The 14,409-nt window shown below is 71.8% G+C and carries 11 protein-coding genes; 4 read left to right on the top strand and 7 right to left on the bottom strand.

The genetic code is table 11. The annotated features are described in order from the left end of the window. Complete coding sequence (locus tag ACZ4VF_RS15810; protein WP_467926377.1) at positions 1-1,596, top strand: alpha/beta hydrolase; 1,596 nt, start codon at positions 1-3, stop codon at positions 1,594-1,596. Positions 1,597-1,856: 260 nt separating this feature from the next. On the opposite strand, the gene ACZ4VF_RS15805 is transcribed toward ACZ4VF_RS15810, so the two are convergent. Next, entirely contained in the window at positions 1,857-2,582 is a 726-nt protein-coding gene (locus ACZ4VF_RS15805; protein ID WP_467926376.1) for a lysophospholipid acyltransferase family protein, read from the bottom strand. Positions 2,583-2,928: 346 nt separating this feature from the next. On the opposite strand from ACZ4VF_RS15805, the gene ACZ4VF_RS15800 reads away from it, so the two are divergent. The 3 genes from ACZ4VF_RS15800 to ACZ4VF_RS15790 all read left to right on the top strand — a co-directional run bounded on the left by ACZ4VF_RS15800 (position 2,929) and on the right by ACZ4VF_RS15790 (position 8,383). Next, complete coding sequence (locus ACZ4VF_RS15800; protein ID WP_467926374.1) at positions 2,929-3,291, top strand: CATRA system-associated protein; 363 nt, start codon at positions 2,929-2,931, stop codon at positions 3,289-3,291. A gap of 7 nt (positions 3,292-3,298) precedes the next feature. After that, the gene (locus ACZ4VF_RS15795) at positions 3,299-4,852 is read left to right on the top strand and encodes a CATRA conflict system CASPASE/TPR repeat-associated protein (protein ID WP_467926373.1); all 1,554 of its coding nucleotides are present in this window, start codon (positions 3,299-3,301) and stop codon (positions 4,850-4,852) included. Between the two features lie 81 nt (positions 4,853-4,933). Beyond that, on the top strand, positions 4,934-8,383 hold the full coding sequence (locus ACZ4VF_RS15790) for a CHAT domain-containing tetratricopeptide repeat protein (protein ID WP_467926372.1): 3,450 nt from the start codon (positions 4,934-4,936) through the stop codon (positions 8,381-8,383). Positions 8,384-8,545: 162 nt separating this feature from the next. Here ACZ4VF_RS15790 and ACZ4VF_RS15785 read toward each other — a convergent pair whose 3' ends face one another. The 6 genes from ACZ4VF_RS15785 to ACZ4VF_RS15760 form a co-directional block, all read right to left on the bottom strand. After that, a complete protein-coding gene (locus ACZ4VF_RS15785) occupies positions 8,546-8,932 on the bottom strand; it encodes an STAS domain-containing protein (RefSeq protein ID WP_467926370.1) in 387 nt (128 codons plus the stop codon). Between the two features lie 134 nt (positions 8,933-9,066). Next, positions 9,067-10,008: an anti-sigma factor RsbA family regulatory protein gene (locus tag ACZ4VF_RS15780; RefSeq protein ID WP_467926369.1), complete on the bottom strand. Its 942-nt coding sequence runs from the start codon at positions 10,006-10,008 to the stop codon at positions 9,067-9,069. Further along, a complete protein-coding gene (locus ACZ4VF_RS15775; RefSeq protein WP_467926368.1) occupies positions 10,005-10,787 on the bottom strand; it encodes an MEDS domain-containing protein in 783 nt (260 codons plus the stop codon). Before ACZ4VF_RS15775 ends, ACZ4VF_RS15780 begins: the two co-directional genes overlap by 4 nt. 18 nt (positions 10,788-10,805) lie before the next feature. Beyond that, a complete protein-coding gene (locus tag ACZ4VF_RS15770; protein WP_467926366.1) occupies positions 10,806-12,365 on the bottom strand; it encodes an FAD-dependent oxidoreductase in 1,560 nt (519 codons plus the stop codon). Further along, on the bottom strand, positions 12,362-13,090 hold the full coding sequence (locus ACZ4VF_RS15765; protein WP_467926365.1) for a class I SAM-dependent methyltransferase: 729 nt from the start codon (positions 13,088-13,090) through the stop codon (positions 12,362-12,364). Before ACZ4VF_RS15765 ends, ACZ4VF_RS15770 begins: the two co-directional genes overlap by 4 nt. Continuing rightward, positions 13,087-14,337 carry a lycopene cyclase family protein gene (locus tag ACZ4VF_RS15760; protein ID WP_467926364.1) on the bottom strand — a complete coding sequence of 417 codons (1,251 nt, stop codon included), beginning with the start codon at positions 14,335-14,337 and terminating at the stop codon, positions 13,087-13,089. The genes ACZ4VF_RS15765 and ACZ4VF_RS15760 overlap by 4 nt, the downstream gene beginning before the upstream one ends. Positions 14,338-14,409: the final 72 nt, after the last annotated feature.

Here is a 14,409-nt window from a genome sequence, read left to right as displayed (position 1 = left end):
TTGAGGGAGAACAGTCCGAAGAGCCGTCTGCTGGCACTCGGTTCCGCCGGAGCACTCGTCACCGCCACCCTGATCGCCGGCGTCGTGTCGGCGCCCACGGCCGGTGCCGTCGGGCGCACCGCGCCGGACCGGGAGGCCAAGGGCGCGGAGATAGCCGCCGCCCGCGCCGCCAAGGACGGCGTCAAGTGGCAGGACTGCCCGGCCGACTGGGGGCTGGAGAAGCCCATCCAGTGCGGCTGGGTCAGCGTGCCGCTCGACTACGCCCACCCCTACGGCAAGCAGATCAAGCTCGCCGTGGACCGCATCGGCAACACCGGCACCAAGAAGGAGCGCCAGGGCGCGCTCGTCTACAACCCGGGCGGCCCCGGCGGCTCCGGCCTGCGCTTCCCGCGCCGGGTCACCACCAAGAACGCCGTCTGGGCGAACGTCGCCAAGGCCTACGACTTCGTCGGCTTCGACCCGCGCGGTGTCGGCCACTCGGCGCCCATCTCCTGCATCGACCCGCAGGAGTTCGTCAAGGCGCCCAAGATGGACCCGGTGCCGGACAGCCGGGCCGACAAGACCGCGCAGCGCAAGCTGGCCCGCGCGTACGCGGACGGCTGCGCCGAGCGCAGCGGCCGGATGCTGCCGCACATGACCACCCCGAACACCGCCCGCGACCTGGACGTCATCCGGGCCGCGCTGGGCGAGAAGAAGCTCAACTACCTGGGCGTCTCCTACGGCACCTACCTCGGCGCCGTCTACGGCACCCTCTTCCCGGGCCACCTGCGCCGCATGGTCGTCGACAGCGTGGTCAACCCCGCGAAGGAGAAGATCTGGTACCAGGCCAACCTGGACCAGGACGTCGCCTTCGAGGGCCGCTGGAAGGACTGGCAGGACTGGGTCGCCGCCAACGACGCCGCCTTCCACCTCGGCACCACCCGCGCCGCCGTCCAGGCCAAGTGGCTGGACCTGCGGGCCACCGCGAAGAAGCACCCGATCGGCGGGGTCATCGGCCCGGCGGAGCTGATCTCCTTCTTCCAGAGCGCGCCGTACTACGACTCCTCGTGGGTGCCGGTCGCCACCGTCTTCAGCAAGTACGTCGCCGGTGACACCCAGGCGCTGGTCGACGCGGCCGCCCCGGACCTGTCGGACACCGCGGGCAACATCGCCTCGGAGAACAGCAACGCCGTCTACACGGCCGTCGAGTGCGCCGACGCCAAGTGGCCCACCAGCTGGCGGAAGTGGGACCGGGACAACACCCGGCTGAACAAGGACTACCCGTTCCTGACCTGGGCCAACGCCTGGATGAACCTGCCGTGCGCCACCTGGTCGGCCAAGCAGCACACCCCGGTCGAGGTCGGGACCCACAAGGGCCTGCCCCAGGTCCTGATCGTGCAGTCCACCCGTGACGCCGCCACCCCGTACGACGGCGCCGTCGAGCTGCACAAGCGCTTCAAGGGCTCTCGCCTGATCACCGAGAAGGACGCGGGCTCCCACGGTGTGACCGGCCTGGTCAACCCCTGCATCAACCAGCGCGTCGACGCCTACTTCCTCGACGGTGCGCTGGACGGCAAGGACGTGACCTGCGCCCCGCACGCCACGCCCAAGCCGTAACCGCACCGGTACGGTGACCAGGGGCGGCCGGACTTACCCGGCCGCCCCTTCCGTGCGCCCGCCGGGCCGCGCCCCGGGCGTCCTCCGCCGCGTGGCCGGACAGGTCCGGGCACACCCGGGCGAGCGGGCGGACCTGGCCGAAGAGGGGAAGACCGTGCGCCGGTCCCGGTCGCGCCGCGCCCCGATCACCATTCCTGTCGCCGTGCGGCGATCCCCGGTACCCGGCCGACGGCGGCACCGCCCTCCGCCGACGGCGGGGATCAGGCGAACGGCGCCCGCGGGAACCTCCGCTCCCGCGCCCGCTGTTCCGCCGCGTGCCGTTCCTTGACGACCGCCGCGTACTCGTCGACGTACTCCTGCCCGGACAGCTTCAGGATCGCGTGGACGATCTCGTCGGTGACCGCCCGCAGCACGGCCTTCTCGTTCTCCATGCCGGCATGGCGGGAGAAGTCCAGGGGCTCGCCGAAGCGGATGGTCACCGGGCGGATCCGGGGGACGACCTTGCCGGGCGGCTGGGCCTCGAACGTGCCGATCATCGCGCAGGGCACCACCGGCACCCCCGCCGTGAGGGCCATGACGGCGACCCCGACCTTGCCCTTGTACAGCCTGCCGTCGTGCGAACGCGTGCCCTCCGGGTAGATGCCCAGCAGCTCCCCCCTGCGCAGCACCCCGAGCCCCTCCCGGATGGCGGCCTGCCCCGCCTCCTTGCCCGAGCGGTCCACCGGGATCTGACCGGCGCTGCGGAAGAAGAACGCGGTGAGCCGGCCCTTCACCCCCGGCCCCGTGAAGTACTCCGCCTTGGCGAGAAAAGTGATGCGCCGTCTGAGGATCGCGGGCATCAGGAAGTGGTCGGAGAAGGACAGGTGGTTCCCGGCGACGATGGCCGGCCCCGACGCGGGCACGTGCTCCAGGCCCTCGATCCGGGGACGAAAGAGCAGTCTGAGCGGCGGCCCCAGGAACACGTACTTGAGCAGGTAGTAGAACACGGCTCGCCCTTCACTCGGTCAGGTCCGCTGCCGACCTGGGCTTCAGCAGGTCAGCGCATCGGTCGTGGGACTTGACTCACTGCGCCTGCAGTCATCTGTAACCACGTGCGGCAGAACTCATGCTGACCCTTCGCCGCATCAGGTGATGGGCTGTCAGTGGAGGGTCGCTGTCAGCCGGTGGGCCAGGGATGACGCGGATCGTAGGGCGAGGTCTGCTGTCATACGGAGTGAAGTGGGTTCGAGTGGCCGACGACGGGCCAGTGGGGCGCTCGTCAGGCCGCGTGCAGGAAGCCACCGACGGGCGCAGTCGTACGTCCCGCCTACCGTTCAACTAGCATCTGTACTTATGGAGTTGCCGGAACGAGATGCGGTCGAGGCGAGCACTGCGGAGGACCGGGACGAAGCCGTGGAGGCGGTTTCCGGGATCACCGGTCTGGTACTGACGTCGGCGGGGTGGGAACGGGTGAGGCGTGCGCTCGACCGGATGGAGAGCGCGGTCGTGTCGGGGAACGCGGAGGGCTTGAACGCCGCTACGGGACAGCTGGAGCTCGCTATGCCCGCCAGGATCCGGACGCCGCTCGGCGAAGAGGGGGAGCCCGCACCGTGCGACGTGCTGGAACGAGCCAACCGGCTGGTACACGCGTTGCGCGGCGAAGCTCGGGACGGTGATCGCGCGGAGGGCGAGCCGACCGGTGACGGCCCTCACTGACCAGTCCTTGGTCGTCCATCTGTTCACCGCCACGACCGGACGGCGTGCCGCTGAGTCGTACCGGCGGCTGCGCGAGGCGTGGGAGGCGTTCGGGACGGATCTCGGTATGACGCATCCTGTAGCGGCGACCGGGCTCCCCGACGTGCTTCCCGAAGAGCTGGGGGGTCTGCCCGCGGCTGCGGGGCTGGCGGCGCGGCGCAGCCGCGACGGCCTCTCGCAGGCGATCCTGCGACGGCATCAGGACTTGTTGTGCCTGTCCGTGGCACTCTCGCCCGCTGCGGGTGCCGAGGCGTCGTGGGCGGAATGGGACCGCCGATGGGCGCAGGTCGTCGGTACGACGGGAGAGTGGGCCGTCGGCGAAGCCCGGCTTCTCGTCGCCTACCGTGCCGCGGCTGACGGGTCCCCGGTGAACACCCGGCTGATGGAGGAGTCGATCCGGTCGGGGCTGTCTTCTGTCGATCCGCTGCCGCTGGGGCCCGGTGCCGACGTGGTCCGCCCACCGGTCACCGTGTGGGAGGCGGGTGACACCTCCGAGAGCCGGCAGCTGCGCCGGTTCGTCGCCGTTGCCGTCGACCGTGGCAGCGAGCCGCAGGAAGTCGAGCGCTGGCTCTGGAGCCAGGGGGGCAGCGTGCCGCCGGCGTTCGTCCGGTATCTCGCCAACGCGGCCAAGCTCCGCTATGAGATCAGGGTGCGAGCGACCCACGACAGTCATCCGGGTTCCGGCGTGGGGGCGATCGTGGACGCCGCGCTGGCGGTTCTGGACAGGTCCACGACGTTCGACGAGGCGCAGCCGGACGCACGCGGCGACGAACTGGCCTTGTGGCGCAACCGGCTGCTGGCGCTGACCGCCGGCTCCGCCGGGCTCACCCAGCGGATCACCCGCTTGAGGGAGATGCGCGCCACCGCACAGATCGCCGAGGCGAACATGCGTGTCTTGAGGGACGATGCCGGGGTGTCCGCCGACGGGGCCGGCGTGTTCGCGGAGGACATCGCTCTGGCCAGCCGATTCATCCAGCATCTCGCCGACGAACTGGTCTACCTGGAAGCGGACCGGGAACGCGCACGAGACGCGCTGGCGGCTGTGGCGGCCGAGGCGGAGCAGGCCGTACAGCGGCGCCGGGAGATCGTGCAGGAACGGGCCGACGCCCTCCAGCGGCGGCAGAGCGAGACGAATCTGATGCAGACGGCCCTGCTCGGTGCCGTGCTGATGGTCCTGGCCGCCGCCCAGACCTTCGAATACCGGATTCCTTTCCTGCCCCGTCCCGTGATTCCCGCCCTCATCGCACTGCTCGGCGCGGCCGCCCTCCTGTTGGGCAGCATGGTGCTGTGGCTCGTCGTCCCGTCGCGAACTGCTGTACAGGGCCGTGGACGGAGGCGGGTCGGCGCTGTGTTCGCAGGCCTGGTCGGCGCCGCCGTGGGCTGGCTGACCGTCACCGTGCTCGTGTACGCGGTCACCGGCAGGGCCTCGCCGGTCGTGCTGACGCTGGCTGCGGCCGTGCCTGCGTTCGGTTGTGGAAGCTTCATCATGCACCGCCACCTGCACCCACGCGACCGGAATTGATTTGTGGCGACCGAAGTCGGGCGGGATCGACTGCGTCTACCAAGGTGTTGGCTTTTTCGCTGAGTGTGCGGAGGGGGAAGCATGTGGGAGGAGCCCGCTGCGGCCGTTGCCGCGCGTGTGCGCCGGTTCGAGACGGAGAGCGACCTGGCGGCGGTACTGGAGCCGGAGGCGTTGGCCGATGCCCGCCGACTCGCGGCAGTGTTGCGGGACGACGAGGTGGGTGAACCCAGGACCACGCTCGGTTTCCTGTACTGGTACAGATCGGGCGCATTGCAGTGGGAGGGCCGCCCGAACCACGAGGAGATCGAGGCGGCGGTAGGGGTTCTCGCGCCGTGCTTCGTGGCGGGTGGCATACCGTTGCCCGAGCTCCTGCTGCCCCTGCTCGCCCGTGCCGCCGTCCCCGTCGCGCTGGCCATGCTCCAGGACATGCGAGAAGACGCGGGCCCCGAGCTGTGTGCCGTCGTCCCGGGCCTGTGGGGCCGTATCGTGGAGGCCACGCCCCCCATGGTTGCCGCATCCCGGGCCTTCAGCTTGGCCAAGCTGAGCGAGGCTTTACTGCTGCGATTCAAGAAGGAGCGAGCGAAGCCCGATCTCGAGGTGGCGATCGACGTTGCCCGGGAAGCCGTACAGCTGGTCTCCTCCGAGGATCCGGCCCGGGCGGGATACCTGCACGCCCTGGGCGAGGCACTGCAGGCACGGCACCAATACACGGACGACCGGGACGTACTGGCCGAGGCGGTCACCCTTTTCCGCCAAGCCGTACGGACCGCGCGTGGTGACGACCCGGGCCGGGCGATGTACCTGGCACACCTGGCGGATTCCCTACTGGAACAGTACCGCCGGACGGGGACGACCGAGCACCTCGACGAGGCCATCGAGGCGCATGCACGGGCAGTGCACCTTCCACACCACGACGATGAGGATCCAGCGCGGGCCAGGTTGCTGGGCAACCTCGGCATGCTCCTGCGGGAACGCTTCGAACGCACCGGGGAACCCGGGTACCTCCACGAGGCCGTCGCGGCGAGCCGTGCTGCCCTGGAGGCTGCTGCCCCCGAGGACACCCTCCTCCGGGCGGCTGTCCTGTCGAATCTGGGTGCATCCCTGCGGAACCAGTTCGGGATCACCGGTCGTCAGGAACTCCTCGACGAGGCCGTCCCCCTGCTGCGTGAGGCGGCGAGCCTGTCCCCCCGTGAAGATCCCGGTGGCGCTGCCGCCTTCTCCAATCTGGGGGCAGCGCTCGGTGACCGGTTCGTCCGCACCGGCGCCCAGGGCGACCTGCACGAAGCGATCGGACACCTGCGTGAGGCCATCCGACGTGCTGCGCCGCCGAACGCGGCCGAGCCGGAACCAGGTGTGTACTGGGCCAACTTGAGCGGTCTTCTGAGGAGACGTTTCGAGCGCTTCGGTGAGCCGGCGGACCTGGACGAATCGATCGACGCAGGCCGGCGGGCCGTGCGTCTCACCCCCCACGATCATCCCAACCGGGCCCTGTACCTCTCCGCCCTGGCAGCCGCTCTCGGCTACCGGGCGGACACATCCACCGGCCGACCGTCCCACCTGGGGGAGCTGGTCGACATCTGCCGCCAAGCCCTTCGGGCGGCGCCTCCCGGGCACCCGCTCCACGTAGTGTGTCTCTCCAACCTCAGCGACGCCCTCCGCCTCCAGCACGAGGGCTCCGGCGGGAAGTCCGGAAACCTCGACGAGGCAGTCGAAACGGCCCGGGCGGCCGTGCAGGCCGGATCCGGAACCGATCCCTACAGGGTCGTCCACCAGTACAACCTGGGGCGGGCTCTTCAGATTCGCGCCCAAGCGCGCGCGGACGCCACCGACGTGGACTCGGCGACAGAGGCTTACGCCGCCGCCGCATCGAACACCGTCGGCGCGCCGGCTTGGAGGATCAGCGCAGCGGGTTCGGCTGCGAAACTGGCGCGGGAGCGGGGCGACACGCGCTACGCCGCCGAGCTCCTGGAGACCGCCGTGCGTCTGCTTCCTGACACCGTCCCGCGCAGACTCACTCGTGTCGACCAGCAGCACGCCCTGAGAAGCCTTTCGGGACTGGCCGGCGATGCCGCCGCCCTCACCCTGGCCGCCCATGGCCAAGCCGGTGCCGCACGCGCACTGGGACTGCTGGAGCAAGGCAGAACAGTGCTGCTCAGCCAGGCCCTTGACACCCGCAGCGACCTGACCGACCTGCGCCAGCGGCATCCCGCCCTCGCGGCCCGCTATGCGGAGTTGCGTGACCAGCTGCACGCTTTCGGGGCGCTTCTCGGCGGCACGCGGCCGGCGACCGACACACCGCACGTGCTCCTCGACAGACACGAGCTCTCCGCTCGGTTCGCCGAGACCGTCGACGAGATCCGGGGGCTCGATGACTTCCACACCTTCCATCTTCCACCCGGGACGGAACAGCTCGTGCAGGAGGCGTATCACGGCCCCATCGCGGTGCTCAACGTCAGTTCGCACGGCAACGACGCCATTCTTGTGCGGCCGCAAGGAATCACGAGCATCGAGCTGCCCTCGCTCACTGTGGAAAACGTCAGCGAAAGACTCTTCCAGTTCCACAAGTCGCTCGCCGACGTCCACGACCCCAGCCTTGGACAAGAGGAACACGACCGTGCGCAGGGAGCGCTGCACGACGTGCTGGAATGGCTGTGGGAAGCGGCTGCCGAACCTGTCCTCGAACGGCTGGAGATCTGCGGGCCACCGTCGGAGGGAGGGGCCTTGCCGCGCATGTGGTGGGTTCTCGCAGGTCCTCTCGGCCTACTGCCGATCCACGCTGCCGGACGCCACCGGCAAAGGACCGGGGACACCGTCATGGACCGTGTCATCTCTTCCTACACTCCGACGATCCGTGCCCTGAGCCACGTGCGACGAGCGACTCCGCCCACGGCTCCTGCCGGCAAGGCGCTGATCGTGGCCGTGTCGAACACACCCGGGGCTCGCCCGCTGCCCCACGTACGCGGCGAGGTCGAGAGCATCAAGAGGCGACTGCCCGAGCACGTCGTCCTCACGGACGATCCGGACACCAGCGCGGAGCAGACACACGATGCGTCAGCCACCACGGCCAATGTCCTCTCCCACCTGGCCGACTGCACCTTCGCACATTTCGCCTGCCACGCCGTCAGCGATGCCGCGGACCCTTCCCGCAGTGGCCTACTGCTCCACGGCGACCGGGAGGCACCGATGTCCGTCGCCGATCTCGCCTCGGTCAGTGTCCGTGCTCGGCTGGCCTATCTGTCGGCATGCCGCACCGCGCTCACGGCTGACCTCCGCCTCGTGGATGAGGCGATTCACCTCACCTCCGCGTTCCAACTCGCCGGGTTCCGCCACGTGATCGGCACTCTCTGGGAAGTGAACGACAGGTTCGCCGCCCGAGTCTCCGGCCGCTTCTACGCCAGTCTGCTCGAACCTACGGACACAATCGAAGACGACGGGGTCGCCACCGCGCTGCACCACACGATGCGCACGGCACGCGACAGATACATCGATACGCCGTCCTTGTGGGCAGCCCATGTCCATGTGGGGCCGTGACCGGGTCTCGGCCTGCGTCGCGAGCACGTGCCGCCGCTGTCAGGCCACGGTCTCTCCGCGTCCCGCTCCGCGCGGCCACCGGTCTGACCGTCCCGGCGATCGCCACCGGCACAGCGGCGGTTGGCCGATCGGTTCACGCCCCGGCCCGCCGCGTCCCGGGGTTCAGACCGAGCCCGCGTCCTCGCGGGCGTCCATGCGGCCGGGCGCGGCCGGCGCGGCGGGCGCCTTGAGGGCGGCGTCCGCCGTGGGGAAGACGGGGAGCACGGCGTGCAGACCGAGGATGTCCCACACGTGCCGGTAGTGGTCGTTGAGAGCGGCGAGACGCAGGCTGCCGGCGCGGTCCTCGAGGGTGCGCCACAGCGTGATGAGCATGCTGACGCCCGACGAGTCGAGGTACTCGAGCCGCGACGCGTCCAGTACCAGGGTGGTGCACCCCCGCCGGATCAGGTCCTCGCACTGGGCAGCGGCGACCGGGGCGGTGTCGTAGTCGATCTCCGCCGGCAGTTGTGCGACTGTCGTGTTCTCGCCCTGCATTCGCACGGTGAGCATGGGGTGAGGTGCTCCCATCTTGACCGTTTGTCTCGTTCAGCCCCGTCTGGGTGCTGTCCTACGCCTACCCACCACCCCGCCGGCCACGCGCCGGGGGTGCCGGGACGCCGTCGGAGCCGGGCCGCACCGGCGGATCACTCGGGCAGCGCGGTGTGCAGCCGTATCGTGGTGCCCTCGTGCGGTGTGGACCTGATCTCCACGAGGTCGCACAGCTGATGGACCAGCCACAGGCCGCGTCCGCCCGTCTGCCGGGGGCCCGGCCTCCGCCGCCCGGCCAGGGGGTCCTCGATGTAACCGGCGTCACGGAACTCGGACACGAGCCGGCGGTCCTCGCTCCACGTCCGCAGCACGCCCTGCCCGCCGCCGTGGCGGATGCTGTTGGTGGCCACCTCGGTGGCGGCGAGGTGCAGCTCGCGCAGCCGCCGGCCCGTCAGGCCGTGCTGCTCGGCGCAGGCGGCGATCTTCTCGCGCACGGCGGACAGGTCGCCCTTGGTGTAGGTGAACTCGTCGTACGGGTCACAGGGGGCGGTGAGAGGCGTGAACGCGAACGGCGCCCGCGGGTCGTACGTCTCGCACGGCACCGTCCGGCCGTTCTCGCGCAGCTCGGGGTGGCAGTCGGCCATCTGCGCGAGAGCGGCCCCCTCCTGGGCGGTGTCGTAGGGGCACAGCAGCCACCAGGCCGGACCCTGGGCGAACGCCTTGTTGAGGAGCCACTCATGGTAGCGCAGTTCCTGGGCCTCGGCCCGGCTGCGGACCGTGTCCCAGGGCGATTCGCCGATGCCGCGGACCGGCCGCCCTTCCGAGGCGTACTCCTGGATCCAGTCCTGCCAGGCGGCGATCAGCCGGCCCGGGTGGTGCGCCACCCGGCTCGTGTCGACGTAGCGCACGGCGTCGTCCTGGCGGATCTCGGCGCGCAGCAGGGACGCCTTGTCCGACGGCACGGCCACGACGACGGCCTCGTCACCGTCGAGTGCGTCCCGGATGAAACGCACGGTGCCCTCGACGAACTCGTCCTTGCCGGAGTACGGGTACAGCTCGTGCCGGTACCCGGCGGAGGTGGGCGCGGAGGAGGTCACGGCGTCATCACCACCGGGATGTCGGGGCTCGCGAAGCCGGACAGTTCCCAGGAGAGCCGCACGGTCTCGTTGGCACCCTCCAGGACGACCTTGCGATCCGGGAGGAGCGTGACGGCGTCGGCCAGGGCACTCATCCCGGACACGTCGAAGAACTCCAGGGTGTGGCAGATCAGGCGTACCGTCGCCGTCTGCGCCAGGAGCGCGCACAGAACGGCGCCGAAGGCGGCCGCGCCCTCGCTGTCGACGATTCCGTCCACCGCCCAGCTCTCCCTTCCTGCCCGGAACACTCGGAAAGCGGGAGATACCGGACGGCTGCCCAGCCAGTGGGGATGCACACATCCGATCTGCTGGAGGGCGGGAAGATCCCAGTCGAGGCCGTGGTAGGCGCATACCACCAGGGCCCCGGTGTCGGCGGCGAACTCGTCGAGGTCGAGTTCGCTCCGCAGCAGCTCGTCGGCCTGCTCGGGGCAGCAGCCGGGGCCGACGTGATGCAGCACACGGAGCGAACGGAAGCCCTGCCGGTCGGCGGTGGCCGCCTCCCGGCGCACCGCGGCCAGTAGGGAACCCCGCAACCGGGCGGGGTCGAGCACGACCCGCGGGAACCCGCTCTCCGTCTGGAGCATCGGACCGACGATCACCACCTTGTCGCCGTGCAGCGCTCCGTCCGCGACGAAGGCCAGACTGCGGTCGACGACGTCGTCCGCGTGGTCCAGGACCTGGCAGACGTGATCACCGGCGTCGACCTCGTCCAGGCTCGTCAGAGTGCGCGGCGCTCTCACTACCCCTCCCTAGCCTCCTCACCTCACTCTACTGGCGAACCGGGAGGCCAGCGTCCGCAGGACCGCGCTCCGCCCGCGGTCCGGCACCGTCCACAGCGTCTGCCCCCGCACCCCCCACCGCTCCAGCAGGGCGTTGGCCGCGAGGAAACCGCTCGTCGCCGCCCGCTCCATCAGCGCCACGGGGAGACCGGTGCGGACCAGGTCGCCGGCCACGACCAGGCGCGGGTCCGGGGTGCGGACGGTGGGGCGGTCGCCGTACCCGCCCGCCGGGAACAGCGGACAGTCCGCGTGCCACTCGTGGCGGGCGTCGACGACCGTGGCCGCGCGGGTCTCCGGGTAGACGCGGTGCAGCCGGGCGACGAGACGCTCCTGTTCGGCCTCCCGGACCGATCCGGGCGGTACGGCGTAGGCGTGCAGCTCGACCACGGAGCCGCCGGTGCGCGCGCTCCAGCGGGCCGCCTCGTCCTCGTAGCGTTCCAGCACGCTGATGTTGTCCAGGGTGCCGAAGCCGCTGGTACCCAGGAAGCCGGGGCGGTCCGGCGCGACGGGCCGGTCCAGCCACAGGCGGCTCACCAGGAAGGGCGGGGCGGTGCGCAGCCGTCCGATCCGCTCGCGCCAGGCCGCGTCGCCCAGCTGCCCGCAGCGCTCGACCAGTGAGCGCAGGCCCGCGCAGTCCAGGGCCAGGACGACCCCGTCGTACCTTCGCTCCTCCCGGTCGGAGGCGACCAGGAGACCGCCGTCCGGAACGGGCGCGACGTGCTCGACGGCCGTGCCGGTGCGCACCTGCGCGCCGTGCCGGGCCAGGTAGCCGGCGAGCGGGTCCCACAGGGCCGGGAAGGGGGAGCGGGGCACGTCGAACAGCAGGCCTTCGGCGGAACCGAGGAAGTAGATGTGGAACATCAGCGCCATCTCGGCCGCCGACAGCTCACGCGGGTCGGCGAAGAAGCTCCGGGAGAACACCTCGAAGGCCAGGTGACGGGCGCTGTCGGGGAAGCGGACGGCGTCCAGGAAGGCGTCGGCGCTGGTGCCGTCCATACGGTCGTACACCTCCGGCACCCGCACGTCGAGCAGCGGCAGGGCCGCCAGCGGGTCCATCGCGCGCAGGTCCGCGAGCCGGAAGGAGGGACTGAGGGCGACGAAGCCGAGCGCGCTGAGCGGCGGGGTGCGCGGGACGTGCCGGAAGCTGTCGCGCAGGCCGCCGGCGTGGAGCAGCGGGTAGTCCGGGAGGGCGGCGAGCCGTTCGAGGCCGGGGTCGGTCCGGCGCAGCAGTCCACGCAGGTTGTAGTACTGACGGAAGAACGCGTGGAAGCCCCGGCTCATGGTCACCGTGGTGCCGTCGCCGAGTTCGGTCGGCCATCCGCCCACCCGTCCGCCGAGGTACGGCTGTCTCTCGTACACGGTGACGGCCACCCCGCGCTCGGCGAGCGCGGTGGCGGCGGCCAGGCCGGCGATGCCCGCGCCGATCACCGCCACCGACGGCGGGGTCCCGCGTACCCGGGGGGCGGCGGGCCGGGCGGGCAGGATCCGGGCCCGGCGGTCGCGTCCCCGGCGCGCACCGCCCTGCCGGGGGGCCCTCACGCGTCCTCCCCGGGGTCGTGCGGCCGGCGGGCGACGAAGGTGTGGGTGATGCCCGTCTGCCAGCCCGGCAGCGGTACGGCGCGTACGTGGTCGAAACCGGCCGCGGCGAGCCGCCGCGTGAATCCCGCGGCCGTGTCGAACTCGACGACGCTGCGCCACAGGTGCCGGTACAGCGGCCCGTCCCCGAGCAGGGTCGCCACGGGCTGTACGACACCGCGGCTCACCAGCGCCCAGACCGCGCGGTCGGCACGGCGCCCGCTGAGGGTGTACTCGTGCACCCCGAGCCGGCCACCCGGCCGCAGCAGCCCGCGCACGGTGGCGAGGACGGCGTCGGGGTCGGTGACGTTGCGCAGGAGATAGGCGGCGAACACCGCGTCGAAGGGGCCACGCACCCCGGCCTCGGTCAGCCGCTCGGCGGGGGCGTGCACGAAGGTCACCCCGTCCGCCCACGGCTTGGCGGCGGCCCGCCGCAGCATGCCGGCCGAGGCGTCCACGGCCGTGATGCAGGCGGCGGGCAGGACGGAGCGCAGGGCGGCGGTGGAGGCGCCGGTCCCGCAGCCGAGGTCGAGCAGGCGCAGCCCCTGCCCCCGCCCGGGCAGGCGGAGCCGGCGCACCGAACGGCGGAGGTGGGCGTGGTAGCCGGGGTTCGCGGCCACGAGCGTGTCGTAGGTGCGGGAGGCGTGGTCGAAGGCGGCGGCGAGGTGCTCGTCGCGCAGCAGCGTCATGCGGTCTCCGTCGGGAGGTGCGGGGCGGCTCGATGGGCCGGCGGTTGCGGGGGCGGGGGCAGGTCGAAGGGGCGGCGGGGCAGGCGGGGCAGCTCCAGCGCGGAGCGCAGCATGGGCCCGACGGGCGTGCGCAGGCCGATGCCCAGGTCCTCGTGCAGGCGGGTGCTCCCGTCAAGGAAGCGCAGCAGCCGCGCCATGGGCACACGGGCGAACAGGCGGCCGAAGAGCTCCGGACCGTCGGCCCGGCCGCTGTCCAGGGCGCGGAGCAGAACGGCGTCCATGGCACGCGAACGTGCCCGGTGCGCGGCGGGCGGCACCGGGCGCCGACCACGGCGCAGGGCGTCGGCGACGGCCCTGGTCTGGCGCTGCAGGCCGGCGAAGGTGTAGCCGGTGGCGGGGCGGGTCGCTCCGCCGGCGGCGCCGATGCGGAAGACCGAGGCCCCGGTCTGCCGCGGGACCGGCGCGTCGGTCATCGGGATGACACCGGTCTCCCGGGCCAGGACCTGCCGGTCGCCGAGCCGCAGCACCTCGTCGGCGTAGTGCCGTACGGCGGCCTCGTACCGGTCCCACGTGAGCGGGTGGGGGGAGAACTCGGTGTACTCGACGAGCGCCTCGCACGGGCCGGTCGGCAGGACGTAGCCGAAGGACAGGCCGTGGGCGGGCTGCGGGGTACGGAAGTCCATCAGCTCTGCCGCGGCCGGGTCGAACGCGGGGCGGGCCGTACGCACGAACCAGCCGTGGAAGTGCTGCAGCAGGACGGTACGCGCGGCCGGGAGGCTGCCGAGGGGACGGGAGTCGAGCACCCAGCGGGCACTCAGCACCCGCACCCGGCCGTCGGGATCCCTCAGGTGGACGTGCGCCCCGCCGGGCACGTCCTCGACGGCTTCGACGGTCGCTTCGAGGCGCCGGACGTTGGGGCTGCGGGCCAGGTCCCGGAGGACCATGCGCTCGAAGTCGTCCGAACGGATCATGCGGTACCTCAGGGGGGTGATGTCCCCCTCGACCGGGGCGCCGGTGCGCGGGCGCACTCTCAGCCGCTGCCACTGAGCCCGCACCACCGCGTCGAACCGCCCCGGTCCCGCCGCCCAGAAGCACCAGGTACGCGGCGGCGGCCGCAGCGGGCCGGGCGGCGCGTCCACCAGGACGACGGACGGTGTCCGCAGGCCGGGAACGCTCCCGGCGAGCCGGTGGGCCAGCGACAGCCCGGCCGCGCCCGCGCCCACGATGGCCACGTCCGCTTCCGGCACGGCGTCCTCCCTTCGTACGGCGGTGAGGTGGGCCGGCGGGTCCGGTGCCCGCTCTCGGCTGCCCCGGTCCGG

It is taken from the genome of Streptomyces sp. NPDC029151 (genome assembly GCF_055564315.1).
Note: the sequence above shows the minus strand (reverse complement) of the source record. Positions and strands in the feature narration are given on the sequence as shown.

Excerpts from the sequence above, each read along its gene's own strand:
- ACZ4VF_RS15765 (WP_467926365.1), bottom strand. The coding sequence starts at position 13,090 with ATGACGCTGCTGCGCGACGAGCACCTCGCCGCCGCCTTCGACCACGCC.
- ACZ4VF_RS15800 (WP_467926374.1), top strand. The coding sequence starts at position 2,929 with ATGGAGTTGCCGGAACGAGATGCGGTCGAGGCGAGCACTGCGGAGGAC.
- ACZ4VF_RS15785 (WP_467926370.1), bottom strand. The coding sequence starts at position 8,932 with ATGCTCACCGTGCGAATGCAGGGCGAGAACACGACAGTCGCACAACTG.
- ACZ4VF_RS15790 (WP_467926372.1), top strand. The coding sequence starts at position 4,934 with ATGTGGGAGGAGCCCGCTGCGGCCGTTGCCGCGCGTGTGCGCCGGTTC.